The sequence below is a fragment of the Microbacterium rhizomatis genome (assembly GCF_008710745.1).
GTDB lineage: Bacteria > Actinomycetota > Actinomycetes > Actinomycetales > Microbacteriaceae > Microbacterium > Microbacterium rhizomatis.
In genome coordinates, this window is record NZ_VYSA01000002.1 from 134,871 (window position 1) to 160,692 (window position 25,822).

The following is a 25,822-nucleotide window of genomic DNA, read 5'->3' on the forward strand; positions in this document are numbered from 1 at the left end:
ACCCGCCGATGAGACGCGTATGGCCTTTGACCGTCCGAGGGACGGGCGCGCTCGTGTTGGCGATCGCCTGCTTCGTGCTGGCGAACGAGCTCGGACTGGTCGAGCTCTTGTACTTCGGGATCCTCCTGCTCGCCACCCTCGCGGCAAGCATCGTCTCGCTCTACGTGACCCGGCGCACCGAAAGCGTCGGGCGCTCCCTCAGCCCCGACGTCGCGACCGTCGGCCGACCGTCCACCGTCACTGTCCGGGTCGGCGTGCGCACTGCCGTGCCGACGGCGGCAGGTCTGTGGCGCGACGCGGTGCCGGCCGGCCTCACCGGAGTGGCGCACGGCGTCTTCCCCGCGCTCGGTTCGGGCCTGCGGGGCGACGAGCGAGCCGTCGAGCTGCGGTACACGATCACGGGTGCGCGCAGGGGCGTGCACCCCCTCGGCCCGCTTTCGGTCACATCCACCGATCCGTTCGGCCTCGCGCGGCGCAGCAATGTGCTCGGCGTGCGCACGCAGGTCACCGTGACGCCCGCGATCGTCGACCTGCCGGTGCTCGCGAACTTCTCCGGCGAGTCAGGGGGCACCCTGCACACCACGACGAATCAGATCGGACAGGGCTCGGACAACCTCATCGCCCGCCCCTACGCCCCCGGCGACTCGATGCGCCGCATCCACTGGCGGGCCACCGCGCACCGCGACGCGCTCATGGTGCGGCAGGAGGAGCAGGAATCCACTCCCGAGGCCACGGTCGTGCTCGACCGCGCCGCAGAGCGGTGGAGCGCCGAAGCACTGCGCACCACCGGCCTGGACGCGGGTTTCGAGGCGGCCGTCTCGAGCTGCATCTCCGTCGTCTCTCGCCTCGTCACCGACGGCTACGTGGTCGAGCTGATCGATTCGGACGGCACGGCGCTCGCCGACCCCATCGACGGGGGCGACCTCGGCGGGGTCGAAGCCGTCGCCACGCACCTGGCGACCATCACGGCTCGCCGCGGCGACACCCTCGCCAAGCTCCCCCTGCTGTTCGCCGGCGCCATGACCGGCCCGGTCGTCGTGGTGACGGGGCGCTTCGATCCCGCGGATGCCGAGGCCCTCGCCCCGCTCGTTCATCACTCGGCCCTGCCGATCGTGCTGGCCGCCGCTCCCACCGGAGACGCGCTCGACCGCGCGACCGATCTCGGCTGGCGCGCTGCGCCGATCGGCGCAGACGCCGATCTGGTGGCCGCCTGGTCGGGAGCTGCGGATCAGGGGGTGAGCAATGTCGTCGCCTGACGCCGCGGCATCCCGTCGCCCGGCGGAGCTCGCACTGACGATCGGGGTGTACGTCGCGCTCTACGCCGCGATGATGCCGCTGATCCGCGTGGTCACGCTGAGCTGGTGGGTGCTCGGCGCACTCGCGCTCACCGGCGCGATCCTCGCGGCGGGGTTCGTCGCGCGCCGGTTCCGCCTTCCCGCGATCGCCGTCACCCTCATCGAGCTGGTCGTCTGGGTCGCGCTGCTCACAGGGATGTTCCTCGCCGATACAGCCCTGGTCGGCATCGTTCCGACGCCCGAGACAGTGCGCACGGTGCCCGCGCTGGTCTCGACAGCCATGGATGCGGTCCAGCTCGGCGCTGCCCCCCTCGACCCGTCCCCGGCGCTCTCGTTCGTCATCGTCGGCTCGATGGGCCTGCTGGCGATCGCGATCGACCACGTGGTGCTGACGGCACGGATGCCGCTCCTGGCCGCCGTCGGACTCATCGCGATCTCGCTCGTTCCGTCCATCGCGGTGCCCGGGCCGCTGGACGGCACGGCCTTCGTGCTGCTGGCGGCCGCGATCCTCTTCATGATGCGCGTGGAGACGCGATCGCGAGAACAGCAGCGCGGCCGAGACGCCGTCGATGATCCGGCGACCATACGGGCGCCGGCTCAGGTGAACAACGGCGTGTCGGCGACGGCGCTCGGCATCGGCGCGGTCGCCGTCATCATCGCGATGGTCGCCACTCCCCTGCTGCCCGCGCCCACCGCATCGGGGATCGGCGGCACCGGCGTCGGCGCCGCGATCGATCCCTCGCTGCAGCTGGGCAACGATCTGCGTCGACCCCGAGACATCGAGGTGCTCACGGTGCGCAGCTCGGCGCCCGCGGCGCCCTATCTCCGCGCCGCCACCCTGTCCAAGTTCGACGGGGCGGTGTGGTCGCCCGATCAGCCGAGCTCCGTACCCCTCGGCGACGCGAGCCTGGGGCCGGTCACCGCCGACCCCGACATCCGCGTCGACGAGTACACGACCACGGTCGAGGTCAAGAACCTCAATTCGGCGTGGCTGCCCGTCGCCTTCCCCGCCGTCGCCGTCACGGGGCTCGAGGGCGCGTGGGCGGCGGTACCCACCAACCGCACCGTGATCGCGCAGGGCGCGTCGACGCAGGGCCAGACGTACGACATCGTCACGCAAGTGCCGCGTCCTACGCTCGAACAGGCGCGCTCGCACTCCGCCAGCGCGGCGGGGCTGTCAGACGACACCCTCTCGCTGCCGGCCGATCTGCCGCCCGTCATCGGTCAGCTCGCCACTCAGGTGACGGCCGGCGCAACGACCGACTACGACAAGCTCGTCGCCCTGCAGACCTGGTTCCGCAGCTCCGCGTTCCGGTACTCGCTGAACGCTCCGGTCGAGGCGGGCTTCGACGGGACCGGTGCGGATGCGGTCGCCCAGTTCCTCGACGTGCGCGCCGGGTACTGCGTGCATTTCGCCTCCGCCTTCGCCCTGATGGCGCGCAGTCTCGGCATGCCCACCCGCATCGTGGTGGGCTACCTCCCGGGATCGAACACGAATACGTCCATCGGCGATGAGACCGTGTACTCGGTCATGAGCAGCCAGCTGCACGCGTGGCCCGAGGTCTACTTCGGCGGCATCGGCTGGATCCCTTTCGAGCCGACCAACAGCCTGGGGAGCCCGACATCCTTCTCACCCGGTTCGCTGACGACGGGTGTGCCCGGCAGCACGGCCGCTCCCACGACCGGGCCCGCGGCGACGCCCTCCCCGACGGCGACGCAGAGCACGGTCGATCCCAATCTGCCGCGGGATGACTCCTTCGCACGGAGCACCGCGACAGCGGTCAACCCTTTGCCCGCGATCACCGCAGTGCTCGGCATCCTGCTCGCTCTCGCGATCCCCGGCCTGATCCGCGAGATCAGGCGGCGCCAGCTGCTCGCCGCAGCGCGCTCCGGCGACGCGGCCGCCGCGTGGATGAGCGTGCAGGACGCTGCGATCGACCTCGGCATCCCCGTGCCGGCGAGCGAGTCCCCTCGGTCGCTCGGGACCAGACTCGTCGATGAGCACGGGGCTCCCCCCGATCCCATGACGGTGCTCATCGGCGGAATCGAGCGGGCCAGCTACGCCTCCGGCGGTCACCACGGCTTCTGGCAGGGCGATGAGCTGGCGGATGCTGCCGCCGCCGTGCGCACCGGCCTGCTGGCTTCGGCCGACCGGCCTCGTCGCCTACTGGCCATCGCCGCTCCGCGCTCGCTGATCGTGCGCCCCGGCAGCGCGTACGCGGGTTCCGGGGCAGGGTCGGGTTCGCACGCACGGGCACGCTAGGATGGTCTGCGGTCCTCCGGGACCACGGAGGATTCGCCTAGTGGCCTATGGCGCACGCTTGGAAAGCGTGTTGGGTGAAAGCCCTCGGGGGTTCGAATCCCCCATCCTCCGCCACTGATGTCTCGCGACGTGTGTCTCACATGTCGCGAGACATCTTTCATCTCCGCGGACATCCGCGGGACACTCACGGCTCGGCGGCCGATCTAGTGGCGGTACGCGGTCACACTCTCAGATAGCCGGATGGGCTCCCCCTCGACGGTCATCTCACCGACCACGACGTTCAGCGTCCCGCTGATGGCGACAGCCAATCCGCTGCCGCTGACGCTGCCGCTGGCACCCTCACCCGCGCAGCCCACCGAATCGGCGGTGCGATTCTGCCGATCCGTCCGGAAGCTGACGATACATATTCCGTCGTACGCGGACGGGCGCGCGAGAGCGATGTAGTAACCGTCGAGTATCGCGACGAATCGCACCGTGTCCGGATCGATGTGCGGATCCGAGCCCAGGAACTGTGCCGGGAGCCGGTCTTCATCGGTCTGCGCCGTGGCCAGCTCCGGCAGCGTGCTGCCTGCCTCCGGGTTGAGAACACGGCCTCCAGCGATGCCGACGCCGATGCCGACGCCGACGCACAGTCCGATCGCAGCGAGCGCGATCGCGCTGACCGAAGGAAGCAGCCAGCGTGGCCAGCCCGACGGCGCGAACCTCTTCGCACCGACGATCGCCGGATCGCCCGGCTCGCCCGGCTCGCCCATGGGTGGGCGCTCGTCGAGGGGCCCGTCGAGGGGCGCGTCAACGGGCGCGGGGAGGGTCACGGTCTCGCTCTGGATCCCTTCGAGCTCCCGCAGGCGCCGAATGTCGGCATCCGTCACCGTCTGGGCGGGATCGGGCCCGAACACTCTCCGGCGCAGCTCATCGAGCTCACGGCTCTCGCCTCCGGTCACGGCCGTCCCGGTTCGCGAACCGCGGCCGGGGCCGGCTCGGCGGTGTGGTCGCCGTCAGCATCGCGCGGCAGCGCAGGCTCGGGTTCGCGTCCGGCTCGGTAGACGGATGTCTCCGGCTCGGGATGCTGTCGGCTTCGGACCACGATCAGAACGATGCCCAGCCCGACGGCGACGAACGAGGCCCACACGTTAGCGGGGATCCCGAACAGCGCGTCGCTGGTGGGATCGATCCTGATCGCTTCCAGCCAGCTCCTGCCGAGCCCGTACCAGATCAGGTAGACGCCGAAGGCGCGACCCCAGCGCAGATCGATCCGGCGCTCGAGCAGAAGGATGATCGCGACGCCCACCAGATTCCAGATGATCTCGTACAGGAACAGGGGATGAAACAGCGTCCCGGCCGGCAGATCCTTGGGGAACATGGTGTCGGTCGGGAGGATCTCCAGACCCCACGGCAACGTGGTCGGCAATCCGAACAGTTCGTGGTTGAAGTAGTTGCCCAGCCGGCCTATCGCCTGGGCGACCAGCATGGCAGGGGCGAGAGCATCCGCGAAGGACCAGAATCGGATGCCGGTGCGACGGCACCCGATGTACGCACCGACCGCGCCGCCGATCAGCGACCCGTACAGCGCGTTGCCGCCGTCCCAGATCGCGAACACATTCCAGAGGTTCGCGCCCGGGTAGAAGTAGTCCCCGCCGTGGGTGAACACGTGATAGAACCGCGCTCCGACGATCCCCAGCGGTACCGCCCAGAGGATGATGTCGAGCACGACACCGTCCTCGGCGCCCCGACGCGACAGGCGACGCTGCGTGATGATCGTCGCCGCGATGATCCCGGTGATGATGCAGAGCGCGTAGGTGTGGATCGTCAGCGGGCCGAGGGAGAACTGCGCCCACTCAGGAGGTGGGCTCGGGATGCTCATTGCGATCATGTGGTGAACCTCTTCTCAATCGCCTCGACAATCATGCCTCGCTAGTCGCGGAAACGATCGGCGAAGCGAGGATCGTCGAGCCACCACGGGCCCTGTCCCTCCGCCTCGCGAGCATCCAGCTCGGCGTCGATCTCACGCTGCTCCCGCGCATCGGCGCGCACCCACATGACCACGGTGGCGGCGATCATCGGGATACCGATGACCTCGGCGATCGCGAGCAGGGCGCCCCCCGAGTACTTGTTGATGAGAAGCATCATGACGAGCCCGGGGACGGCGTCGAAGAGACCGTCGGCGAACGCCACGAGCGTCTTGACCGCCGGCGTGGCCCACTCGGGCATGAGGTCGTCGCTCAAGAGCGGCAGGTTCACCGCCAGACCTGTGACGAACGCCGTCAGCAGCAGGAGCACCCAGGGCAACGGCTCGGTCAGCGAGGCCTGGTACCACTGCGACGTGATGGCGTACGTCAGCACGACGGCGCTCACGAGCGACGCCACACCCGGGAACATGACGAATCGAGCGACGCGTCCGCGCGCCCACCCGATGCGCCGACCGCGGAGGAGCTCGATGAGCTTGACGGGATCGCCGAGCGCGACGCCGAGCGGCAGCACGGCGGCGGCCATGCCGATCGAGACGCCGTCCATCCAGGGGTTCACGTCCCGGAGGGCCTGCGCCGGACCGGCGAAGGTCCACACCCCCAGCGCGCACGTCACCATCCAGATCACGACGCGCCAGATGGCCCACGGGATGCCGCGACCACGCGCGACCGCGACGCCCACCGCGTACGCGACGGCGGCGAGCGCCGGCAGACCAAGGCCCACCACGCTCGGCGCCCACGGGCTCAGAAGCGCATCCACCCGTGAAGGGTCGCTCATCCGCCGATGAATCCGCTGAGCGATGCGCTCCGATCGGTCTACCGCTGCGCGGTGCCCGAATCCCGCACAGCGCCGAGCAGCGAGATGACGTCGTCGAGACGTTGCTCGGCGGTCTCGGCGACGGGCGCGAGCAGCAGCTCTGTCACGCCGGCAGCGGCGAACCCGGCGACCCGCCTCCGCAGCCGCTCGGGGTCACCCATGAGCGTCACGCCGTGCACGAGCTCGTCGGGGACCGCGGCCACCGCCTCGGCGCGACGCCCCGCGAGGTAGAGGTCCTGGATCTCGGCCGCCTCCGCGTCGAAGCCATACTTCGAGACGATGTCGTTGTAGAAGTTCTTGCCCTTGGCTCCCATGCCCCCGATGTACAGCGCAAGGTACGCCCGGATCCGCATGACCGCCTCGGGCGACGGGTCGCCGAATGCGAAGAACACCTGGACTTGGATGTCGAGGGGTCCGAGCTCCGGCCGCCTCTTGGCGGTGCCCGCCTCGAGCGACTCGCCCCACACCTTCGAGGCGAGCTCCGGATCGAAGAAGATCGGCTGCCACCCATCGGCGATCTCGGCGACCTGGGCGACGCTCTGGGGACCGAGGGCCGCGATCGAGATCGGGATGTCGGGCCGCGCCATGGGATTGATGAGCTTGAGAGGCTTACCCAGGCCTGATCCGCCGCGCTCGCGGCTGAGCGGAACGGAATAGTGCTTGCCCTCGTGGACCACGGGCTCGCGTCGCCAGATCTGCCGGCAGATCTCGACGATCTCGCGCATGCGCCCGAGCGGCGCATCGTAGGGAACACCGTGGAATCCCTCGATGACCTGCGGTCCCGATGCACCCAATCCCAGGGTGAACCCGCCGGGGGCCAGTGAATCGAGGCTCGCGGCCGTCATCGCCGTGAGCGAAGGAGTTCGCGTGTAGAGCTGGAAGATGTTCGACATCAGCCCGATGGTCTGCGTCTTGGCCGCGAGGTAACCGAGGCGGCTCACCGCATCGAACGAATACGCCTCCGCGACCGCGATCGTGTCGAGGCCAGCCGTCTCGTAGGCATCGACGGCATCCGCGATCTCCGCGATGTCGGAGGAGTAGTTCTGGATCAGTCCGAACCGCATCGTCCGACCGCCTTCCGCTCGTCGGGGCTCACGGCACTCGCCGGCCCCCGCCGAACGATACTAGGCCGCGGCACCCGGTGTTGAGCATCCGTTCGCCTTCCGTACGCGGACTGTTCCCGGCCGGTGATTATCGTCGCGGCGTGCTCTTGCAGACCCGGCGACTCCGGCGCCCCGTGCTCATCGCCCTCGTGGCATCGCTCGCCGTGCTGTTCGTGGTGGTGTCTGCGCAGAAGGCCCACGCCCACCCCGCAGGCACGACGGGAGTGCTCGTGACGGTGCAGTCGGACGCGGTCGAGGTCGAGATGCAGGTGCACATGGACGGGTTCGTCGCCGCCACCGGCTACGACAAGGGACCGGTGCAGTCCGAGCTCGACAAGGTCGCGGACAACCTCATGTCGTTCATCATGAACCGGGTGCACGTCTCGGACTCGACCGGCGCCCTCGCCGCCGAGGTGATCGATCAGCCCCGGTTCGAGACGATCAACGGCGACGACGCGGTCGTCACGAAGCTCCGGTTCACCGATGACCGACCCCTCTCGGGCGAGGTCACGCTGGACGACACCTTCATCCTCGACGTCATGCCGAGCCACCAGGTGTATGTGTCGCTGGTCAGCGACTGGAGCAACGGACAGGTCGCCGAGGGAGACCCGCAGGTACTCGGCGTGCTCGGGGGCGGCGTGACATCGATCACCCTGGAGCGCACCGATCAGACGCCGGTCAGCGGCTTTCTCGCCGTCGTCTGGCTCGGGATGCTGCACATCGCCGAAGGCACCGACCACCTGCTGTTCCTCTCGACGCTGCTGATCGTCGCCCCCGCCATGGCGGTGCGCGCCCGCTGGGGCCACCGGTGGACGGAGCCGATCCCCCTGAGGAAGACCATCGGCCGGGCGACCCTGATCATCACATCGTTCACCGCCGGGCACCTGATCACCCTCGCCCTGGTTTCACTCGGGCTCCTGTCGTTTCCGACCAAGCCCGTCGAGATCCTCGTGGCGGTGTCGATCATGGTCGCCGCCGCCCACGCCATCAAGCCGCTCCTCCCCCGCGGTGAGCTGCTGATCGCCGGAGTATTCGGCCTGGTGCACGGAACCGCCTTCGCCACGACGATCCTCGACCTCAACCTCGGGTTCGGTGAGAAGCTGCTCGCGATCCTCGGCTTCAACGTCGGGGTCGAACTGGCGCAGCTGATCGCCGCCGTGCTCGTGCTCCCGCTGCTCATCTGGCTGTCACATGCCCGGGCGTACGCGGGCTTCCGGATCGGGGTCGCATCGGTCGCGATCGTCGCGGCCATCGCATGGATCGTCGCCATCGCCGTCGGCGGTGATACCGTTCTGCAGCCGATCTTCACCGGGGTCGCCGCGAACCCGATCGCCTGTTACCTGGGGCTCGTCGCGCTCGTCGGAGTGCTGTGGTACTTCACCCGCGACCGTCAGCCGCAGGGCGAGCTCACGTAGCGGTCAGAGCCGGCCGATTCCCGTGCCGATGACGACGACGCCGACGAATCCGACGATCACGCCGGTCAGCAGGCCGCCGTTGCGCAGCATCCAATCGTGCACGCTCACCAGTCGTGGCTCCATCCGCTTGGGTGCGGCGACGGTCGCGATGATGGGCACGGCGACCGTGGATGCGGCGATCACCGTGTAGATCACGATCGAGACGACCACGACCGAGGTGGTGTCGGCATCGGCGCGCAGCGTGAGGCCCGCCGCGACGGCGAGCAGGATTCCCTTCGGCCGGATGTTGAGGACGAGACCCAGTCCCAGCGACGACCACGGACCGAGCTTTCCCGCCGAACTGAGCCAACCCGGTGTCTGTGGGGCGGTCTGGTGCCGTGAGCGGCGCCAGGAGAAGAACGCAAGCCCTACGAGTGCGATCCCCACGACGATCTCGGCGATTCCGACGGCCAGGTCGGGCTGACGGTCCGAGCTTGCGGTGGGAACGGTGTGGGCCAGCAGCGCGCACACGGCCAGCACGATGACGAGGCCGACGACCCAGCCGATCATGTAGGGGACGGCCGAGCGATTGCGGCCCGGTGAGAGCAGCATGAAGAACATCGCCATGATCGGCACCGAGCTGATCGCGACCGCCAGAGCGATGGGGATCATATGGCCGATCGCCTGCATGTGTTCCTTCCGGGTGGCCGTCCTACTCCGTCAGTCTGCCCGATTCGGTCCGCCCCCGCCGCCGGGTGACAGAAGGCGCTTGATCTCGGCGAGCTCGGACTGCGATGTGAGGAGCAGCGAACGGAGCTCCTCCACCTCGGCAGACGACGCGTGCACCGACGCGACCGGCGGGGATTGGACGAGCGGTTCCGCGTCTTCGCCTTCGCCGTCGTCGCTGCGCGGGGAGAGGAACAGATTCGCGAGGTATCCGGTGAATGTGCCGAAGATGCCGACCCCGACGATGATGATGAGCGCTCCGATCAGTCGCCCGAGGTTCGTCACCGGATACTGGTCGCCATATCCCACGGTGGAAATCGTGACGATCACGTACCAGATGGCATCCGAGCCCGAGGTGATGTTCGCACCGGGGGCGTCCTTCTCTATGTACAGGATGGAGATGCTGCCGAACTCCAGCACCAGGATGCCCATGAGCAACAGGATGAGCAGGGCGCTTCCCGCCCGGTCTCTGGTGAGTGTGCGCCAGATCGTACGCGGACCGAGCTGGCGCAGCAGCCGGTAGACCCGCACGAGCCGGAATACGCGCAGCACCTTCAGTTGCGCGAACGGCAGGCTCGCCAGCAGATCGGCCCACCCGAAGTGACGGAAGAAATAGGCGCTGCGCGACGGGGCCGTCGACAGCCGATAGATGAAGTCGCCCAGGAAGATCACGCTGAACAGCCCGTTCATGACCATCAGCACGATCTGAATCGACGCATCATCGACGAACGTGAGCAGCAGCACGAGGTTCACTATCGAGAGCACCGACAGGATGCCGATGAAGATCTCGTAGCCCGTGCTCTTCAATTCACTGCGCGGCGGCTTCTGACGTCGTGGCTGCTTCGAGGGGGAGATCGGGATGCTCCTTCGACGGGTGAGCGAGCGGTCTCCCGTCACAGTACTGAGCGGCGTCATCGACCCCGTCACCCACCACGGATGATTCGGACGGAGCCCGAGGACCCCCAACGGGCCGAACCTAGCGGGCGGCGCGCACTTCCTCGTCGTTCGCCGCTTCTCTGCGGACGGCGCGGATACGTGCGAGACCGAGCACGACCAGCGCGACCCCGACGAGCAGGAACGCGATCTGGACGGCGGGAAGGATCAGGCCCAAGGTCATCACCTGTACATAGCTCCAGATGATCAGGCCCGCGCCGATGTAGGCCGCTGCGTACCATCCGATACGCGGTCGTGTCAGCAGGAGCACGATGCCGACGATCGGCACCGTGGCAAACCCCGCGAGAAGCAGGATGCCGGATGCGAAGAAGCTGCCCGTGTACCACTCGGGCAGCAGCGCAAGGCTCAGACCGAGGGCTCCCCCGTCGGGTCGCATCATCAGCAGGATTCCACCCAGTACGCCGACGATCGCGATCAATGCCATCAGGAGCACGGCAGTCAGTCGCATGGGGCTAACGGTACCGGCCCTGCCTGTGATGGTGGCGAGCACAACGCAGGACGGATCGTGCGACCAGCACGCGACACGCCGCGATCAGCGTCTCGGATCCGGCGTCGATCCTGCGTTGTGCGCGCTCCGGGCTGTCAGGACCGGGCTGTCAGGGCGGGGCTGTCAGGGCGGGGCTGTCAGGACAGGGCTGTCAGCACATCTAGGGGGTCGACTCGGACTTCGCGCCGCCGGCCTCCAGCACGTCCCCGGCCGGGAGCTCCTGGTGCCCGCCGAACTGCAGGCGCATCGCGGAGAGGAGCTGATTGGCGTAGTGGTCTTCCCCCCGCGAGGCGAAGCGCTCGAAGAGGGATGCTGCCAGCACCGGCGCCGGAACCCCGGTGTCGACGGCGGCCTTGACCGTCCAGCGGCCTTCGCCCGAATCGGACACACGTCCGGCGAGCCCGTCGAGGGTGGGGTTGGACTCCAAGGCTGCGGCGGTCAGATCGAGCAACCACGACGAGATGACCGAGCCGCGCCGCCAGAGCTCGGCGACCTTCGGCGTGTCGATCGTGAACTGGTAGAACTCAGGCTCTTCGAGCGGCGCGACCTCGGCCGAGTGCTCTGCCTGGTCGAGCCCCGCATCGGCGTGATCCAGGATGTTGAGTCCCTCGGCGAGCGCCGCCATGACGCCGTATTCGATGCCGTTGTGGACCATCTTCACGAAGTGGCCGGCGCCCGAGGGCCCGCAGTGCAGGTAGCCGAGTTCCTCTGGGGTGAGTGCGCCCTCCCGGCCCGGTGTCCGCGGGATGCCCTGCTCCCCCGGGGCGATGGTGCGGAGCACGGGCTCGATGCGGGCGAACGCCTCGTCGGGACCGCCCACCATCAGGCAGTACCCGCGATCGAGTCCGAACACGCCACCGCTCGTGCCGATGTCGACGTAGTGGATGCCGGCGTCTTTCAGCTTCGCCGCCCGACGCACATCGTCGCGGTAGTTGGAATTGCCGCCGTCGATGATGATGTCGCCGGGTTCGAGGACCTTGGCGACCTCGTCGACGACCTGACCGGTGAGTCCGGCGGGGATCATCAGCCAGATCGCACGAGGTGCCTTCAGCTGGGCGGCGAGCTCGGCGTACGAGCCCGAGCCGGTCGCCCCTTCGCCCGCGAGGGTGGTGACAGCATCCGCATTCACGTCGAAGACGACGCACTCGTGACCGTCGCGCATCAGGCGCCGCACGATGTTGGCCCCCATCCGGCCAAGGCCGATCATTCCCAGTTGCATCGCTACTCCTCGCGTCGACGGGCGTCCAGGGGAAGTCTAGGGGTGCCCCATGAGGCCGCGGTGGAGGTTTGCCGCCGCCTGTGTCCGACTGCCATCATGTGGTCTGTCCCGTGACTGCACCAACCCGAATCGATGAAGGCAGAGGGCTGCAATGGGCGGACTCTCCCGACGCCGTTTCCTCTCCGGAGCGGCGGTACTCGCCGCTGCGTGGGGAATGGGAATCGACGAGCTCGCGCCCCTGCTCGCCCGGGCGAGCACCGACCCTGGCACCGTGCCGTCGACCCTGCTGCAGACGATCCTGCACGGTGGCATCACGACGGGGAGCTACCGCACGCTCACCACAGGCCCGGGCGAGCCCTACATCGCCCGGCTGGACGTGCTCCGCAAGGGCGCTGACGCCAGTCGCACCGCCCGGCGGCGGTCGCTGCTCTATCTCGGGCATCTCTCGGATCTTCACGTGATAGACGCGCAGTCTCCGGGCCGGATCGAGCCGATGATCGTGCAGGACCACTCCGCGTGGGGTTCGGCGTTCCACCCGCAGGATCCGCTCAGTCCGCACACCACCGCCGCGATGGTGCAGGCCTTCTCCGATGCGCGGGTGAGCCCCCTCACAGGTGCCCCGATGGGGGCCGCGGTGGTGACCGGCGACAGTGCCGACATGCACTCGCACCTCGAGCTTCGGTGGTACATCGATCTGATGGACGGCCTGTCGGTCGATCCGGCCAGCGCCGGGCCCGACTATCAAGGCGTGCAGGCCTGGTCGGAAGCGACATGGGCGTATCGACCGGGCGATCCGGCGGGCGGCGACTTCGGCGCCTACGGCTTCCCTCGGCTGCCGTCGCTTCTGGCCGACGCGATCGCGGCGCCGGTCACCTCACCCGGCCTTCCCGCACCGTGGTACGCGGTCTACGGCAACCACGACACGCTTCTCCTCGGCACCTTCGACCTCAGTCCGCAGCTGCACGCCCTGGCAGTTGGAGGACGTAAGTCGTACGCGCTCGATGCGACGGCATCCAGCATCCTCAACGGATATGCATCGAGCGGAAGTGCGATCCAGCAGGCTTTCGACGCACTCGGGGTGGCGTTCGGCCGCGCCGGCTTCAGGTCCGTCACGGCCAATCCTGAGCGCCGGCTCTTCGAGAACCGCGAATTCATGGCCGAGCACTTCGTCACCGAGCCTGACCCAGGACCGGTCGGGCACGGTTTCACGCAGCACAACATCGACTCCGGCGAAACGTGGTGGAAGGCCGACCTCAGCCCTCACGTGCGCGCACTGGGACTCGATACCTGCAACGCCGTCGCCGGCCCGGACGGCGCCGTGCCCGATGCCCAGTTCCAGTGGCTCCGCGCGGAACTGGCCCGCGCTCAGAAGGAGAAGACGCTCGTTCTGGTGCTGAGCCACCACAACAGCCTGACGCTCGAGAACACCGCCCAGCGGCCCGGGGAGAACGAGACGCTGCATCACGCCGACGAACTCATCGCGCTGCTCCTGCAGTATCCGGTCGCGATCGCCTGGCTGAACGGCCACACTCATCTCAACCAGATCCTCGCCCACACCTCCCCCACGGGCGGATTCTGGGAGATCACGACCGCGTCGTGCATCGACTTCCCGCAGCAGCAGCAGGTGGTCGAGATCATCGACAATCGCGACGGAACGCTCTCGCTCTTCACGACCGTGCTCGATCACGCCTCGCCCGCCGCGCCGGGCACATCGGGTCGCTCGATCGATCTCGCATCCCGAGCGCGGGAGCTCGCGGCCAACGACTGGGCCGAGTCGCCGTCGATGCGCCGGGGTTCGCCGCTGGACCGCAACACCGAGCTGCTCCTGCCCGCGCCCTTCGATATGGAGACCATCACGGATGCTGCGCTCGAGGCCCAGCGGATGACCGAGCGCGCCCGGATCGCGGCACACGAGCGCAAAGTGGCGACGAAGTGACTCGTCGCCGGCTGGCTGCCGCACTGCTCGCAGTCGCCGCGGTCATCCTGAGCGGCTGTTCTCAGGTCGCGGCGATCGCCCCGGTCGGCGGCAGCCGGCTGGCGGAGGTGCGCTACGCAGCGCTGGACGTGCTGACGAGTGCGGACGTCGAGATCCTCACGGCGCCGATATGTACGCAGGGCGCCGATGAGACGGTCACGTGCGGCGGGACCACGGTGGACGGTCAGGCCATCCGCGCGGTGTCGACCGGCGCATCGCCGGACGACGTCACGGTGACGGTCGGATCCGACACCCTCTACGACGGGTCGGTGCAGGACGTGCTCGAGAAGGCGATGCAGCGATGAGCGGGGGGCGCAGCATCCCCTGGCTCGTGCTCGCGGCGACCATCGTCGTCGGCGCCGTTCTTCAGGCCGTGAGCGCCGCCCCGGGTCTGGGGCGCATGCCGACGTGGCTGTTCGCCGTCGCCGCGGCCGGATCCGTGGTGGCGCTGTGGCTGCAGCTGGTCGCGACGGCCTGGGCTGCCGCGGCGGTCACCGCGAGAGCCCCGCTCGGCAGGGTGCGCGGCGGGCTGTGGGCGTGGGCCGCTGTCGCCGTGGCTGCCACCGGGGTGGTCGCGGTGGTGTTCCCGCTGGCGCTCCCCCTCATCGCGATCGTCATGCTCTGCGTCCTGCCCGGAGTTGCGGCCGGTCGCAGCGCGGTGAGCGGCTTCGCGGTGTTCGCCCGGACGACATGGCGCGCGGTGCTCGCCGTCGTGGTCGCGGTGATCGCGATCGTCGTGAGCTGGGTCGTCGCTCTGCTCGCCGGATTCTTCCTCACCGGCACCTTGGGTGCGTTCGCGATGTGGCTGTGGTTCGGCCTGGTCGGCTCCGCTCTGCTGATGTGGTGGGGTCGGCTCGCCGCGCGGACGGGTCTCACTGCGCCCCGTTAGAGGGAGCTCGCGTGCCCGCGACCGCGGCGCGATTGCGGATGGTCGTTCTACTGAGGCAAGAGACGCAGGTAACGGGGGCTGCCCGTATGCCAGTCAGGCCACGAATCGTAATTGAATCCGTCGAAAGAGTCGTTCGTGCAGGAAACGGTGATGGAGACATAGTGCGGGGAGAGCCCGTCCCAGTTGCTGACGCTCGCGACCTGCAGGGTGGAGTCCGTCCACCCCGCGACTCGGAACGCACCCGGAGTCGGGTGCGTGGGCGGCGCCGGCAGGCTTCGTCCCACGTTGTACACCCCGCTGATGTTCACGCCCACCCATATTGAATCGGTCGTGACCTCCACTCCGGATGGCACCAAACGCCCCGCGGAATACTGCTTGCGTTCGAGATAGGGAAAGTCAGCCGGGCACGTGAATGCGCGGGGAAGCGGGACGATGTTGCCGGCGGCAACAATTCCATCCCATAAAGGGAACATCTTCGTATCGCCGATGCCAGGGTCTTCGGCGTATGCCGGAGCCGACAAGCCCCCCACCGCGAGGAGAACGGCCGCAGTTCCGGCAAGAAGAGCGTGCGAGCGTTTCACGGGAGATCCTCCTGAGATTCGGGGTTGTTCATATATCAATATACAAACATTCAGGAAGGAATCATCGGCCCGCAGGGCAGAGCCTGGATCGACGGAGGGCGATTCTCAGCGGGCCGGAAGCTCCAGTGGGAGCTCGCGCTCCCGATCCCACGGTTCCGTCCAGCCGAGGCGAGTGAAGAGGCCGTCGAGCAGCACCGCGGTGAATCCCCAGACAAGGTGATGGTCCGCCGGCCGGTCGCCCGCCCTTCCCCCATCCTCGTCGGGCGTTCGGCGCACCAGGAAGGCAGGACCGCGCATCTCTCGCCCGCCACGTCGGATGACAGTGGAGCCTCGGTTCGCCGGATCGAGGAGTTCCGCCACAGGCGCCCGGAACACGTGGGCCGACTCGGCGAGATCGACGACTCGTACGGGCGAGGGATGCTGCCACCACGCGAGCACCGGAGTGACCACGTGCTGGGAGTACGGGAGCGGGACCGTGCCGAGTGTTCCGAGCACGTCGACGCCTGCGGGATCCAGGCCGGTCTCTTCCCGTGCTTCGCGCAGCGCGGCGTCAACGGTCGACGCATCGCCGGGATCGATCCGTCCGCCGGGGAAGGCGACCTGGCCGGGGTGCGCGCGCAAGGTGGTGGCCCGCGATAGCAGGAGCACATCGAGATCGCGGGATACGGCCCGCGCCTGAGCCTCGCGATCGCTCGGCCGCGTGTCGAGCATGCCGAACAGGATGAGCACGGCGGCCGAACGGGCATCCGCTACCTCGGGGAACCCGGCGAGCTCAGGCCAGAGCCCGTTCGCATTCCCCTCTCTCGCGAAGGATTCGGCCTGCGCGGCCAGAGCGGCCAGCTGGGCTCGCGCGCTCTGCGGAGGCGAAGCGATCGACATCCGCTCAGGCTACGCCCGCTGGCAGAGGAGGGCGGGAGCGGCAGGGTGGTCAGAACAGCGGTTTCACTCCGCCGGCCCGATCCGATGGCGTGAACACGGGAGCCGACCGGATCGCGAGCTGGCGCGTCGGTTCGACGCGGTACCCGCGCGCCGTGGGTGAGATCCACGCGATGGCACCACCGCCCCCTCACAGGTCGCGCCCGGCGGAGAGCACCACTCCGGACTCGGGATGAGTGAGCACCCACATCCAGCCTGTGGCGCCTGCACATCTCACGGCCCTCGTCGGTCGGAACCCCAGCGCCCTCGATCGTCTTTCGTATATTTGTGCGAAACGACCTGGGTGGCTGGACTTCGGTCAGGGGCAGCGCCCGCATGAGGATCTCGGCGCGCATGTGACGCTCGAGAACGCCGAGGGCGTCGACGAAGACAGCGGCATCACACTCCCGGTCGACGTCGTAGGGAACGCCGCCGAGATAGCCCCATTCGCCCGGGAGATCGCCCGCCTCGCCATAGGGTCTGGAACCTGAACACTGCACCCCGATACATTAGCACCTTTGTTCGCATATTGGTATGCGAATATGACTGCGCATCGTACGGATCTTCGGCTCCGCCGGCGCGCCTCCGAGGCCCCGAACAGTCAGTGCACCCCTCTGATCAGCACTTTTCCGCCGCCCCCGCTCCCATGTAACGCTCAGGTAACGCCCAGACTGGTCCGCCACACTCGGGGACTTGTGCCCGCAGAAGCGGATGCGCTGCGCCGTCCCGAGGCGCGGATCTCTCATACGAAACCGGTTTTATGCGATCCACTACGCCCTCCCCGTCTGCCCGCCGCACTCGTCGTCTCACCGAACGCCACTCCCGCCGCCGCCCCGCGATTCTCGCGGCCGGCCTCGCCTTCGGCCTCATCGCCAGTGCAGGAATGACGGTGACGGCGACGGCGTCGCAGGCAACCGCATCCTCCTCTGCTCCGAGCTTCGCCCTCGCATCGTTCACGGGCTCGCAGCCCGCCTTCACGTCGATTCAGACGCCCGGCACCGACACGACGCTCGCGGCAGCACACCAGGCCTTGGCCGACGCGGACGCGGCGATGGCCGCCGCGACGACGGTCACCGCCGACATCCAGGCCTCGGGTCTGGACATCGGAACTCCGCACACGACGGTCGACACCACCGCGCTGAAGGCCGCCGCCGCGCGCCTCAAAGCCGCCGACACGCTGCCGGCGCCGCTCCTTCCCGATCTGACGACCACCGTCACCACACTCCGCGTGTCCGTCGCCGGAAGCGTGCAGGGGCTGCGGAGCAGCCTCGACGCAGCCAAGGCGCTGAAGGCGCAGCAGGAGGCGGCCGCCGAGGCGCAGCGACAGGCCGAGGCAGCCGCCGCGGCAGCTGCCGCATCCTCGTCGAGGTCGTCATCGTCCGGATCTTCATCGGTGGCCAGCTCGCCGTCGTACGCGTCGGCAGGCACGAGCTCGGGTGATGCGCAGGCCATCGCGCACAGCATGCTGGCCGGGTACGGCTGGGGCGACGACCAGTTCGGCTGCCTCGTGTCGCTCTGGAACCGCGAGTCGGGCTGGAACGTGCACGCCGGCAACGCCAGCGGCGCCTACGGCATCCCCCAGGCTCTGCCCGGCAGCAAGATGGCGTCAGCCGGTGCCGACTGGCAGGACAACGCCGCCACCCAGATCGCGTGGGGCTTCGGCTACATCTCCGGCCGCTACGGCAACCCGTGCGGTGCCTGGGCTCAGTCCGAATCGGTCGGCTGGTACTGATCCGAACCCGGCGTCATGAAGAACCGCTCCGCTGAGGCGATCTGCTCCGCCGCTCGCCTCAGCGCCAGCAGGAGAGGTTCGACCAGCACGGAGCCGAGCACGACGTAGCGCACCGCCGCCTCCGTGGAGTCAGTCGGGACGCCGGCGATCTCGGCGCGGGCGATCCGCTGGATCGACTCGAGGTACACCGGCATCACGTCTGCCGGTACCTCGAACCCCGCGCGGTCGAGCCTGTCCAGTGCCACGGCGATCCCGGCCAGCACCCCGTCATCGCACATGCCCGGGTGCCAGCCGATCCGCTCGACCAGTCGCTGCGCTGTCGTCAGATCGATCTGTTCGCCCGCGGCGGGCGTGACTGCCGCGTGCGCGGCCGCCAGGAGATCCTGGGGTGCCGCGTGCGGTGCGTCGAGCGCGGTCAGCACCCTCCTGCTCTCGGCGATGCTGACGCCCGCTTCGATGAGGGCGCGCACGACGCGTAGCCGCTCGACGTGGACGTCGGAGTAGGTCGCCTGCGTGGCGGATGTGCGCTGCCCTTCCGGCAGAAGCCCTTCACGCAGGTAGTACTTGATCGTGGGCACCGCGACGTCCGCCCGCGCGGACAGCTCAGATATTCTCATTTCACCCCTTGACTTGGATAGTATCGCTATCCACAATGGATAGCGATACTATCCATTGCAGAGGGAGACACCGTGTCGCACGTCGTCCAGGGGCGCATGACCCACTCGTACGAAGGCGAACTCGTCGTCTTCCACATCGGGATGCAGATCAACAAATGGTGGCGGCTGGACCTCTGGCTGCCCGTCTTCGGAGCAATGCCCCGCATGCTCCGGGAGCTCAGCATGGACCCGGACTCGGGATTCCTCGGCTTCCAGCTGCTGATGGGCGCCGGCGGCCCATACGTCGTGCAGTACTGGTCATCCGCCGACAAGCTCTATCGGTACGCGTCCGCGCCGTCGCAGGAGCACCGGCCCGCATGGTCGCGTTTCAACAAGGCGGCCCGGAAGGCCCCCGGCGCTGTCGGAATCTGGCACGAGACCTTCATCGTCGAACGCGCCGAGAGTATCTATGTCTCCACCAAGCCCATGGGGCTGCCGAAGGCGACGACGCTCGTACCGATCACGCACAACCACGACCGAGCACAGGCGCGCATCGCCGACGGTCGAACGTCGGCCACGGGCTGAACCGACGCCGGGACGGGCCGACGGGCCGGCTCAGCCAACCGAGCTCAGCCCGGCCCTCGACGGCCGGCGATGCCCGCGAACACGGCGTGCAGCAGTGGCAGCACCGACACCCACATCATGATCGTCCCGAAGACGACGTCCGTCGAGCGCAGCAGAATGCCGGCGACGAGGAGACCGGCGAAGAGCACGGCCGACACCACTCGACGCGCGGTGCGCTCGAGCACACCGATCCGACGCTCGAGTCGCGGGTTCTGCACGACGACGCGCCCCGCCTCGATCCGGGTGGTCAGCTCGTCGAGGCGTCGGGGCAGACCGGCGACGACCTGCGCGGCCGATATCGCCTGCGTGGCGAACCCCTGGAGCACGTTGCCGCTCTCTTCGCGGATCAGGCGGTTCGCGTAGGGCTCGACAGCGTCCCAGATGTTGAACTTCGGGTCCAGCGAACTGCACATTCCCGAGGTGAGCGACATCGCCCGGATGATCAGCAGGAAGTTCTCCGGCAGCTGGAACGGCAGCGACCGGATCGTATCGCCGAACTCGATCGCGAAGGCGCGGAACTCGCGCGGATCCACCTCTTGGAGCTCCGCGAAACCCATGCCCCCGAAACGGGCGAACAGCTGCGTCATCGCCCGCTCCAGCTCCGAGGTGTCGGCCGAGGGCAGGAAGACCCCGACATCGCGCATGCCGTCGACCATGCCCTTGCCGTCGCGAGATGCAGCGGCGATCAGGATGCGGCGCAGACCTCGCCGCAGCCCGTCGGGCACCTCGCCCATCATCCCGAAGTCGATGAAGGTGAGCTTCCAGGCGCGGGAGGGAGCATCCGCCCTCTCCCCCGGCGCGGACGGCGCGAGAGGCGTCACGAAGATGTTGCCCGGGTGCGGGTCGGCGTGGAAGAAGCCGTCGGCGAAGAGCTGATCGAACATCACCGCCGCGAACTCTTTCGCGACCTCCGACGGGTCGATCCCGGCGGCCCGGAGGGCGTCGACGTCGTTGATCTTGATCGCGGTGACGTCCTGCAGCGTGAGCACGCGGCGCGTCGTTCGCTCCCACACGACGGCCGGCACCGCGACCCGGGCATCGTCGGCGAAGTCGGCGGCGAACCGCTCGGAGTTCGCCGCTTCGTGGAGGTAGTCGATCTCTTCGAGGCTCGTCGCGGCGAATTCCTCCACGAGCGACGGCATATCGACGCGGTCCGACACGAGCCGCACGCGGCTCAGCCAGCCGGCCACCCGGCGCAGCGCGCGGAGGTCGACGTCGACGATCTGATCGATCCCCGGCCGCTGGACCTTCAGGACGACGTCGGTCAGCCCGGTGTCGGCGGCATCAGCATCCGAGAGTCGCGCGCGGTGTGCCTGACCGAGGGATGCTGCCGCCAGCGGCGTCGGATCGACGTACGCGTAGGCGCGCTCGAGGGGGACGCCCAGCTCGGCCTCGGCGAGGAGGCGGATCGCGGCGAAATCGACGGCGGGCACCTCATCCTGCAGCCCTTCGAGCTCTTTCGTGATCTCCGGGGGCAGCACGTCCAGACGCGATGACATGAACTGGCCGACTTTGATCATGAGCCCACCGAGATCGACCGCGAGGACGTGGAAGCGCCGGGCGATGTGCTGCAACCGCGCTGCGCGGTTTCGCGCCGATACGCGGGCCAGCCCCAGACGAGGCAGGAACAGTTCGAACCACCACGCCTGCACCAGGTACCGGCCCGCGAATCGCAGGATCCTGCGGTAGCGAGCGCGCATTTCACCGGCGTCGGTCATCAGATCTCCTTGACGCCGGCGTGCGGCGGGTATTCCGCCGAGCGGGAAGGCAGTGTCAGTCCTGGGCGAGGATGCTGAAGAGCTTACGACGTGCCTCGTTGAGGACGTCGACCGCCTGCTGCACCTGCTCGGGGCTGCCCGAGCGACCCACCTGTGCGACCGCCTGGGCCAGGTCGATACCGGCCTTCGGAAGGGCGCCGGTGCGCGGGTTCTCGCGCGAGCTCGAGCCCTCCCACGGTGCGGACTTGTCGCCATCGGCGTCGACGACCGCGCGACCCGCTTCGGTCAGCGAGTAGGTCTTGCGTCCATCGGATTCCTCAGCGCTGATCAGGCCCTCGTCGGTCAGCAGCTGGAGCGTCGGGTAGACCGAACCGGGGCTGGGCTTCCATGACCCACCGCTGCGATCCTCGATCTCGCGGATGATCTGGTAGCCGTGCATCGGCTGCTCGGCGAGAAGCGAGAGCACTGCCGAGCGCACATCGCCGCGCGCCATCCGCGTGCCGCCGACCTTCTGCTCGAACTGCTTCCCGAACTGCTCCATGGCTTCCCACAGGCCGCTCATCGGCCAGCCCTGCGAACCGCCGCGACCGGGCTTTCCGAATGCGTCGCCCAGATTGAAGTTGCTCATGATGACCTCCTCTGCGCCGACCCATCCGAGGTTCGGCGATACATAACGATATATCGTCCAGACTGAGTGTGGGCAGTGAGTTTCCGGCGCGGCAGCGCTCACGGAACGGCGCGGCCGTTTAGCGTGGCGACATGGCGGTACGGCAGACACGCAGGGCGCGCGCTGCGCGCCGTCGCACCCTCCGCGTCGCCGCATCCGGCAGCGATCTGACCGACGCGGAGTGGTTCCGAATCCTGGACGCCTGGGCCGCGTGTGCGTACTGCGGGGCGAACGGCGCGGCTCTCCAGAAGGACTGCGTGCTCCCGATCTCGCGTGGCGGTCGCTACACGCTCGAGAACGTCGTCCCCGCGTGCGGGTCGTGCAATGCGAGCAAGAGCAACGACGAGGTCACCTCGTGGATGCGGCGCAAGCGGCTCGACGAGCCGCGGTTCCTTCTGCAGTGGGCCCTCATCGTGAGAGATCTGCAGGTGCCGCCAGACCCTGCGCAGTGAGCACCAGATCACGCACACCGGATGCGGCGACAGACGTGGCGGCATCGTCCAGGAGCGACGCGTCCGATGTCACGAGAAGAGGCGTATCGGCCGTCGACTCGGGCAGACGGCCATGCGTGCCCCGCACCCACGTCGGGTCCAGCGGCACCGTGCTCATCGCGTAGCGAAGGCCGAGCTTCTTCTTGACGAGGTTGAGTCCCGCCTTGGCCTTGGCCAGGCGATCGGCCGGGTCGAAGAACAGCTCGGCGGGGTCGTATCCGGGCTTGCGGTGGATATCGACACCGCGGGCGTACTCGGGCGCCTTGGCGTCATCGAGCCAGAAGTAGTACGTGAACCACGCACGCGGCTCGGCGACGACGACCAGCTCCCCGGCTCGTTCGTGATCGAGCCCGTACCGTGCCTGTGCGGCACGATCGAGCACCTCGTCGACCCCGGGGATCGCACGGAGCACGGCGGCCACGCGCGGGATGTCGGCGGCGTCGGAGATGTAGACGTGTGCGACCTGGTGGTCGGCGACCGCGAATGCGCGGGACACCCACGGATCCAGCTGTTCCCTCCCCTGCTGCTCGTACACCTCGAGGAAGCCTTCGCTGCGAAGCACCCGGTTGATGTCGACGGGCCGATCGGCGTCGGCGATGCCGTACTCGCCCAGCGCGATCACGGTGTAGCCGCGCTCGTCCGCATCGTCGAGGAGGGGCGCCAGCGCTCCGTCGAGCTCGCGCGCCGCGCGATCGGCCTCGCCCGAGTTCGGCCCGAAGCGCTGCAGGTCGTAGTCGAGGTGCGGCAGGTACGACATCACCAGCTCGGGCGCGGCATCCCCCCACCGCTCCGACAGGACGCCGCGCGTCGCATCGATCAGCCACCGGCTCGACGCGATCGTGGCCGTCGGGCCCCAGTACTGGAAGAGAGGGAACTCGCCCAGATCGCCGGTGAGCTTGTCGTGGAGCGCCGGCGGGCGCACGTAGGCGTCAGGGCTCTTGCGGCCGTCGGCGTGATAGATCGGGCGGGGGGTGACGGTGATGTCGGTGGTGGCGCCCATCGCGTACCACCACCCGAGATTGGCCGCTCGATATGCCGGATCGGCCCGACGTGCCGTCTCCCAGATCTTCTCGCCCCCCACCAGAGCGTTGTGCTGCCGCCAGAGGAGGGGATCGCCGAGGCCCCGAAAGTGCCAGCCGTTGCCGACGATTCCGTGATCGCGCGGCATCGTACCGGTGAGGATCGTCGACTGCACGCTGCAGGTGACGGCGGGCAGGATCGTCTCCAACTGGACGGTGCGCCCGCGCTCGCCGAGGGCGCGCAGCGCCGGCATCGATGAGAGGGCACGCGGGGTCAACCCGACGACGTCGAGCAGGAGGACCTTCTTCATCGCGCCGCCCCGATCACGTCGGTGCGCACGGACGCCGGGGCGGTGATCGCGTGTGAGAGGTGGGCGGCCGCCCACCTCAGCTCGGCGGCGATCCCGTCGACGAGAGTCTCGGGCTGGAGCGCCTCGGGGAGCACCGTCCAGGTGTACGTCTCGACGTCGAGGTGCGCATCCGCCCCGCCGGGGCTCTGCAGCACCGCCGAGACGGCGCTCAGCAGAACCTCGGTCGTCGCCCGCAGCGGCGGCGCCGGCGTCGCGTGCAGCGGGATGTGGACATGCACGCGCCATGGGCGATCCGTGGGCCATCCCGAACCCGCGGCCAGCACCTCGTCGAGATCGTCGGCGGCGAACTCGACGGTGCCCGAACCGGGGCCTGCGCCCGTCGGACGGGCACGCACCTGGTGCACGTACCGTGCTTCGGCGAACGGCGCCAGCACCTCCGTCGCAGCGCCCCCCGACGGATCCGTCAGTTCGAGCGCGACGGATGCCTGCACCTTGACGATGCGGACACCTGCCGCCGTCGCGCCGGCGACCGCTTCACCGGGGTCGGCGAAGGAGACCGCGAGATGGCACGTGTCCAGGCAGAGGCCGATCAGACCGTCCTGGACGAGGTGCGGACGGGCGCCGAGCCACGCGACGATGTCCGCCACGTTGTCGAGAATGCACCCGGGCTCGGGCTCGATGCCGATCCGCACCGTTCGCCCGGTGCGGTTCTGCAGGTCGCGCAGGTGGTCGCGGAGGGCGAGCAGCGAGGCCTCGGCCGCGGCGTCGGCTGCAGCATCCCACCCTTCCCGCCACCCGAGCGGCAGCGTCGAGATGCTGCCCGACGCGCCCTCGGGTAGCATCTCGGCCAGCAGGGTCGCGCAGTCCATCGTGAACCGCAGCCGTTCGGGCGTGGTCCAGTCCGGACGGTAGACGGCCAGCTTGACGACATCGTCGTGGAAGCCCCGGTACGGGAACGCGTTGATCGTGCGCAGCGTGAGCCCGTTGCGATCGAGGGCCTCGCTGAGGCGCCCGCGGGCGGCGGGGTCGGCCGCCAGGACGGCGGCGGTCTGCGCGGGGATCCAGAGGCCCACGCCGAGCACGTCGCGGCCCGCGGCGATGCGAACGGGCCCGGCGTGCACGTCGAGCTGCTCGATGATGCCGTCGAGGTCTTCGGCGGGATGGACGTTGGTGCAGTACGAGAGCTCCATCCGCTCACACCGCCCGACGCGAGGCCATGCCTCGGAGCACCGAGTTGCCCTCGAACGTGTCGGGGCCCTGCTGAGCGGGCGCGAACCCGGGCACCGGCGCCAGCTCCAGGCGACCGCTCTGGCCGTAGAACTCGACCGGGTTTCGCCACAGCACACGATCGACGTCGTCTTCGCTGAACCCCGCCTCGAGCATCGCGAGCCCGGTCTTGGCGGTCTTCAGCGGATCGCTCCGGCCCCAGTCGGCGGCCGAGTTCACGATGATCCGGTCCAGCCCGAGTCGCTGCATGATCGCCACGACGCGGCCCTCGTCCATCTTCGTGTCGGGGTAGATCGAGAAGCCCATCCACGCTCCGCTGTCGGCGACCATGTCGACGCACGTCTCGTTGAGATGGTCGACGAGGACGCGCTCGACGGGCAGTCCCGATTCGACGACGACATCGAGGGTGCGGCGGGTTCCGGTGACCTTGTCGCGGTGGGGAGTGTGTACGAGCGCGGGCAGGTCGTACTCGACCGCGAGTGCGAGGTGCTGCGAGAGGATGTCGTCCTCTTCGGGCGTCATCGAGTCGTAGCCGGTCTCCCCCACCGCCACGACCCCGTCCTTGACGAGGTAGCGCGGCAGGTGAGCCATGACCTCGCGACAGCGCGGGTCGTTCGCCTCCTTGGGGTTGAGGGCGATCGTGCAGTGGTGCCGGATCCCGAACTGCGCCGCACGGAATCTCTCCCACCCGATCAGCGCGTCGAAGTAGTCGATGTACGAGCCGACGTTCGTGCGGGGCTGGCCGAGCCAGAACGCCGGCTCCACGAGTGCCCGGACGCCGGACTCGTACATCGCCTCGTAGTCGTCGGTCGTGCGGGAGGTCATGTGGATGTGCGGATCGAAGATGCGCATGGG

Annotated in this window: 26 protein-coding genes and 1 tRNA gene; 11 read left to right on the forward strand and 16 right to left on the reverse strand. The window is 68.7% G+C overall.

The annotated features are described in order from the left end of the window. The first annotated feature begins 8 nt into the window (after nt 1-8). The 3 genes from F6B43_RS09010 to F6B43_RS09020 all read left to right on the forward strand — a co-directional run bounded on the left by F6B43_RS09010 (nt 9) and on the right by F6B43_RS09020 (nt 3,672). Nucleotides 9-1,256, forward strand: a complete 1,248-nt coding sequence (locus F6B43_RS09010; protein ID WP_150448630.1) for a DUF58 domain-containing protein — start codon at nt 9-11, stop codon at nt 1,254-1,256. Beyond that, on the forward strand, nt 1,243-3,558 hold the full coding sequence (locus F6B43_RS09015; protein WP_150448631.1) for a transglutaminase TgpA family protein: 2,316 nt from the start codon (nt 1,243-1,245) through the stop codon (nt 3,556-3,558). Before F6B43_RS09010 ends, F6B43_RS09015 begins: the two co-directional genes overlap by 14 nt. Before the next feature lie 26 nt (nt 3,559-3,584). Beyond that, a tRNA-Ser gene (locus F6B43_RS09020) sits at nt 3,585-3,672 on the forward strand. An 89-nt stretch (nt 3,673-3,761) separates the two neighbouring features. On the opposite strand, the gene F6B43_RS09025 is transcribed toward F6B43_RS09020, so the two are convergent. The 4 genes from F6B43_RS09025 to F6B43_RS09040 are packed head-to-tail and all read right to left on the reverse strand — an operon-like array spanning nt 3,762 to nt 7,403. After that, complete coding sequence (locus F6B43_RS09025; RefSeq protein ID WP_150448632.1) at nt 3,762-4,499, reverse strand: hypothetical protein; 738 nt, start codon at nt 4,497-4,499, stop codon at nt 3,762-3,764. Then, nucleotides 4,496-5,428 (reverse strand): prolipoprotein diacylglyceryl transferase, encoded by a 933-nt coding sequence (gene lgt, locus F6B43_RS09030; protein ID WP_150448633.1) that lies wholly within the window; start codon nt 5,426-5,428, stop codon nt 4,496-4,498. Before lgt ends, F6B43_RS09025 begins: the two co-directional genes overlap by 4 nt. Nucleotides 5,429-5,469: 41 nt before the next feature. Beyond that, on the reverse strand, nt 5,470-6,300 hold the full coding sequence (locus tag F6B43_RS09035) for a cytochrome c oxidase assembly protein (RefSeq protein WP_150448634.1): 831 nt from the start codon (nt 6,298-6,300) through the stop codon (nt 5,470-5,472). A 38-nt stretch (nt 6,301-6,338) separates the two neighbouring features. Further along, entirely contained in the window at nt 6,339-7,403 is a 1,065-nt protein-coding gene (locus tag F6B43_RS09040; RefSeq protein WP_150448635.1) for an LLM class F420-dependent oxidoreductase, read from the reverse strand. A 140-nt stretch (nt 7,404-7,543) separates the two neighbouring features. Between F6B43_RS09040 and F6B43_RS09045 the strand changes: the two genes are divergently transcribed. Continuing rightward, entirely contained in the window at nt 7,544-8,857 is a 1,314-nt protein-coding gene (locus tag F6B43_RS09045) for a HupE/UreJ family protein (RefSeq protein WP_150448636.1), read from the forward strand. Between the two features lie 3 nt (nt 8,858-8,860). On the opposite strand, the gene F6B43_RS09050 is transcribed toward F6B43_RS09045, so the two are convergent. From F6B43_RS09050 to gnd, 4 genes are all read right to left on the reverse strand, one after another. Continuing rightward, complete coding sequence (locus tag F6B43_RS09050; RefSeq protein WP_170285607.1) at nt 8,861-9,508, reverse strand: GAP family protein; 648 nt, start codon at nt 9,506-9,508, stop codon at nt 8,861-8,863. A 48-nt stretch (nt 9,509-9,556) separates the two neighbouring features. Next, nucleotides 9,557-10,369 carry a potassium channel family protein gene (locus tag F6B43_RS09055; RefSeq protein WP_246159886.1) on the reverse strand — a complete coding sequence of 271 codons (813 nt, stop codon included), beginning with the start codon at nt 10,367-10,369 and terminating at the stop codon, nt 9,557-9,559. A gap of 169 nt (nt 10,370-10,538) precedes the next feature. Then, nucleotides 10,539-10,964 carry a hypothetical protein gene (locus tag F6B43_RS09060; protein ID WP_150448638.1) on the reverse strand — a complete coding sequence of 142 codons (426 nt, stop codon included), beginning with the start codon at nt 10,962-10,964 and terminating at the stop codon, nt 10,539-10,541. Nucleotides 10,965-11,163: 199 nt separating this feature from the next. After that, nucleotides 11,164-12,222, reverse strand: coding sequence for a phosphogluconate dehydrogenase (NAD(+)-dependent, decarboxylating) (gene gnd / locus F6B43_RS09065; RefSeq protein ID WP_150448639.1), 1,059 nt, complete (start codon nt 12,220-12,222; stop codon nt 11,164-11,166). Nucleotides 12,223-12,373: 151 nt separating this feature from the next. Here gnd and F6B43_RS09070 point away from each other — a divergent pair, with 151 nt between their 5' ends. From F6B43_RS09070 to F6B43_RS09080, 3 genes are read left to right on the forward strand one after another with little or no spacing between them, the layout of a single operon-like run. Beyond that, a complete protein-coding gene (locus F6B43_RS09070) occupies nt 12,374-14,158 on the forward strand; it encodes a TIGR03767 family metallophosphoesterase (protein ID WP_150448640.1) in 1,785 nt (594 codons plus the stop codon). Beyond that, nucleotides 14,155-14,502: a hypothetical protein gene (locus tag F6B43_RS09075; protein WP_150448641.1), complete on the forward strand. Its 348-nt coding sequence runs from the start codon at nt 14,155-14,157 to the stop codon at nt 14,500-14,502. The genes F6B43_RS09070 and F6B43_RS09075 overlap by 4 nt, the downstream gene beginning before the upstream one ends. Then, a complete protein-coding gene (locus tag F6B43_RS09080; RefSeq protein ID WP_150448642.1) occupies nt 14,499-15,086 on the forward strand; it encodes a hypothetical protein in 588 nt (195 codons plus the stop codon). Before F6B43_RS09075 ends, F6B43_RS09080 begins: the two co-directional genes overlap by 4 nt. A gap of 47 nt (nt 15,087-15,133) precedes the next feature. On the opposite strand, the gene F6B43_RS09085 is transcribed toward F6B43_RS09080, so the two are convergent. Both F6B43_RS09085 and F6B43_RS09090 read right to left on the reverse strand, forming a co-directional pair. After that, the gene (locus F6B43_RS09085; RefSeq protein ID WP_150448643.1) at nt 15,134-15,667 is read right to left on the reverse strand and encodes a hypothetical protein; all 534 of its coding nucleotides are present in this window, start codon (nt 15,665-15,667) and stop codon (nt 15,134-15,136) included. 105 nt (nt 15,668-15,772) lie between these two features. Next, the gene (locus tag F6B43_RS09090) at nt 15,773-16,546 is read right to left on the reverse strand and encodes an NUDIX hydrolase (RefSeq protein ID WP_150448644.1); all 774 of its coding nucleotides are present in this window, start codon (nt 16,544-16,546) and stop codon (nt 15,773-15,775) included. A gap of 392 nt (nt 16,547-16,938) precedes the next feature. Between F6B43_RS09090 and F6B43_RS20010 the strand changes: the two genes are divergently transcribed. Together F6B43_RS20010 and F6B43_RS09095 are read left to right on the forward strand one after the other, a co-directional pair. After that, on the forward strand, nt 16,939-17,073 hold the full coding sequence (locus F6B43_RS20010) for a hypothetical protein (protein ID WP_281349530.1): 135 nt from the start codon (nt 16,939-16,941) through the stop codon (nt 17,071-17,073). Between the two features lie 269 nt (nt 17,074-17,342). Then, the gene (locus F6B43_RS09095) at nt 17,343-18,314 is read left to right on the forward strand and encodes an aggregation-promoting factor C-terminal-like domain-containing protein (protein WP_211368097.1); all 972 of its coding nucleotides are present in this window, start codon (nt 17,343-17,345) and stop codon (nt 18,312-18,314) included. On the opposite strand, the gene F6B43_RS09100 is transcribed toward F6B43_RS09095, so the two are convergent. Next, nucleotides 18,287-18,931 carry a MerR family transcriptional regulator gene (locus F6B43_RS09100; protein WP_150448645.1) on the reverse strand — a complete coding sequence of 215 codons (645 nt, stop codon included), beginning with the start codon at nt 18,929-18,931 and terminating at the stop codon, nt 18,287-18,289. The two genes, F6B43_RS09095 and F6B43_RS09100, sit on opposite strands and share 28 nt — an antisense overlap. 72 nt (nt 18,932-19,003) lie before the next feature. On the opposite strand from F6B43_RS09100, the gene F6B43_RS09105 reads away from it, so the two are divergent. Then, entirely contained in the window at nt 19,004-19,495 is a 492-nt protein-coding gene (locus tag F6B43_RS09105; RefSeq protein ID WP_150448646.1) for a DUF4188 domain-containing protein, read from the forward strand. 44 nt (nt 19,496-19,539) lie between these two features. Here the strand turns inward: F6B43_RS09105 and F6B43_RS09110 are convergent, their stop codons facing one another. Together F6B43_RS09110 and F6B43_RS09115 are read right to left on the reverse strand one after the other, a co-directional pair. After that, nucleotides 19,540-21,252 (reverse strand): ABC1 kinase family protein, encoded by a 1,713-nt coding sequence (locus F6B43_RS09110; protein WP_150448647.1) that lies wholly within the window; start codon nt 21,250-21,252, stop codon nt 19,540-19,542. Between the two features lie 55 nt (nt 21,253-21,307). Next, the gene (locus tag F6B43_RS09115; RefSeq protein WP_150448648.1) at nt 21,308-21,880 is read right to left on the reverse strand and encodes a PadR family transcriptional regulator; all 573 of its coding nucleotides are present in this window, start codon (nt 21,878-21,880) and stop codon (nt 21,308-21,310) included. 131 nt (nt 21,881-22,011) lie between these two features. Here F6B43_RS09115 and F6B43_RS09120 point away from each other — a divergent pair, with 131 nt between their 5' ends. Beyond that, nucleotides 22,012-22,371: an HNH endonuclease gene (locus F6B43_RS09120; protein WP_150448649.1), complete on the forward strand. Its 360-nt coding sequence runs from the start codon at nt 22,012-22,014 to the stop codon at nt 22,369-22,371. Here F6B43_RS09120 and F6B43_RS09125 read toward each other — a convergent pair. Genes F6B43_RS09125 through F6B43_RS09135 form a run of 3 tightly spaced genes read right to left on the reverse strand, consistent with a single transcriptional unit; the run spans nt 22,328 to nt 25,819 of the window. Continuing rightward, nucleotides 22,328-23,740, reverse strand: a complete 1,413-nt coding sequence (locus tag F6B43_RS09125) for an alkaline phosphatase family protein (RefSeq protein ID WP_150448650.1) — start codon at nt 23,738-23,740, stop codon at nt 22,328-22,330. The two genes, F6B43_RS09120 and F6B43_RS09125, sit on opposite strands and share 44 nt — an antisense overlap. Then, the gene (eboE, locus tag F6B43_RS09130) at nt 23,737-24,930 is read right to left on the reverse strand and encodes a metabolite traffic protein EboE (RefSeq protein ID WP_150448651.1); all 1,194 of its coding nucleotides are present in this window, start codon (nt 24,928-24,930) and stop codon (nt 23,737-23,739) included. The genes F6B43_RS09125 and eboE overlap by 4 nt, the downstream gene beginning before the upstream one ends. A gap of 4 nt (nt 24,931-24,934) precedes the next feature. Then, the gene (locus F6B43_RS09135) at nt 24,935-25,819 is read right to left on the reverse strand and encodes a TatD family hydrolase (protein ID WP_150448652.1); all 885 of its coding nucleotides are present in this window, start codon (nt 25,817-25,819) and stop codon (nt 24,935-24,937) included. Between the last annotated feature and the right edge of the window lie 3 nt (nt 25,820-25,822).

Coding starts and splice junctions, on each gene's coding strand:
- F6B43_RS09010 (WP_150448630.1), top strand. CDS start 9: ATGAGACGCGTATGGCCTTTGACCGTCCGAGGGACGGGCGCGCTCGTG.
- F6B43_RS09015 (WP_150448631.1), top strand. CDS start 1,243: ATGTCGTCGCCTGACGCCGCGGCATCCCGTCGCCCGGCGGAGCTCGCA.
- lgt (WP_150448633.1), bottom strand. CDS start 5,428: ATGATCGCAATGAGCATCCCGAGCCCACCTCCTGAGTGGGCGCAGTTC.
- F6B43_RS09035 (WP_150448634.1), bottom strand. CDS start 6,300: ATGAGCGACCCTTCACGGGTGGATGCGCTTCTGAGCCCGTGGGCGCCG.
- F6B43_RS09040 (WP_150448635.1), bottom strand. CDS start 7,403: ATGCGGTTCGGACTGATCCAGAACTACTCCTCCGACATCGCGGAGATC.
- F6B43_RS09050 (WP_170285607.1), bottom strand. CDS start 9,508: ATGATCCCCATCGCTCTGGCGGTCGCGATCAGCTCGGTGCCGATCATG.
- F6B43_RS09060 (WP_150448638.1), bottom strand. CDS start 10,964: ATGCGACTGACTGCCGTGCTCCTGATGGCATTGATCGCGATCGTCGGC.
- gnd (WP_150448639.1), bottom strand. CDS start 12,222: ATGCAACTGGGAATGATCGGCCTTGGCCGGATGGGGGCCAACATCGTG.
- F6B43_RS09070 (WP_150448640.1), top strand. CDS start 12,374: ATGGGCGGACTCTCCCGACGCCGTTTCCTCTCCGGAGCGGCGGTACTC.
- F6B43_RS09080 (WP_150448642.1), top strand. CDS start 14,499: ATGAGCGGGGGGCGCAGCATCCCCTGGCTCGTGCTCGCGGCGACCATC.
- F6B43_RS09090 (WP_150448644.1), bottom strand. CDS start 16,546: ATGTCGATCGCTTCGCCTCCGCAGAGCGCGCGAGCCCAGCTGGCCGCT.
- F6B43_RS09095 (WP_211368097.1), top strand. CDS start 17,343: ATGCGATCCACTACGCCCTCCCCGTCTGCCCGCCGCACTCGTCGTCTC.
- F6B43_RS09100 (WP_150448645.1), bottom strand. CDS start 18,931: ATGAGAATATCTGAGCTGTCCGCGCGGGCGGACGTCGCGGTGCCCACG.
- F6B43_RS09110 (WP_150448647.1), bottom strand. CDS start 21,252: ATGACCGACGCCGGTGAAATGCGCGCTCGCTACCGCAGGATCCTGCGA.
- F6B43_RS09115 (WP_150448648.1), bottom strand. CDS start 21,880: ATGAGCAACTTCAATCTGGGCGACGCATTCGGAAAGCCCGGTCGCGGC.
- F6B43_RS09120 (WP_150448649.1), top strand. CDS start 22,012: ATGGCGGTACGGCAGACACGCAGGGCGCGCGCTGCGCGCCGTCGCACC.
- F6B43_RS09125 (WP_150448650.1), bottom strand. CDS start 23,740: ATGAAGAAGGTCCTCCTGCTCGACGTCGTCGGGTTGACCCCGCGTGCC.
- eboE (WP_150448651.1), bottom strand. CDS start 24,930: ATGGAGCTCTCGTACTGCACCAACGTCCATCCCGCCGAAGACCTCGAC.
- F6B43_RS09135 (WP_150448652.1), bottom strand. CDS start 25,819: ATGCGCATCTTCGATCCGCACATCCACATGACCTCCCGCACGACCGAC.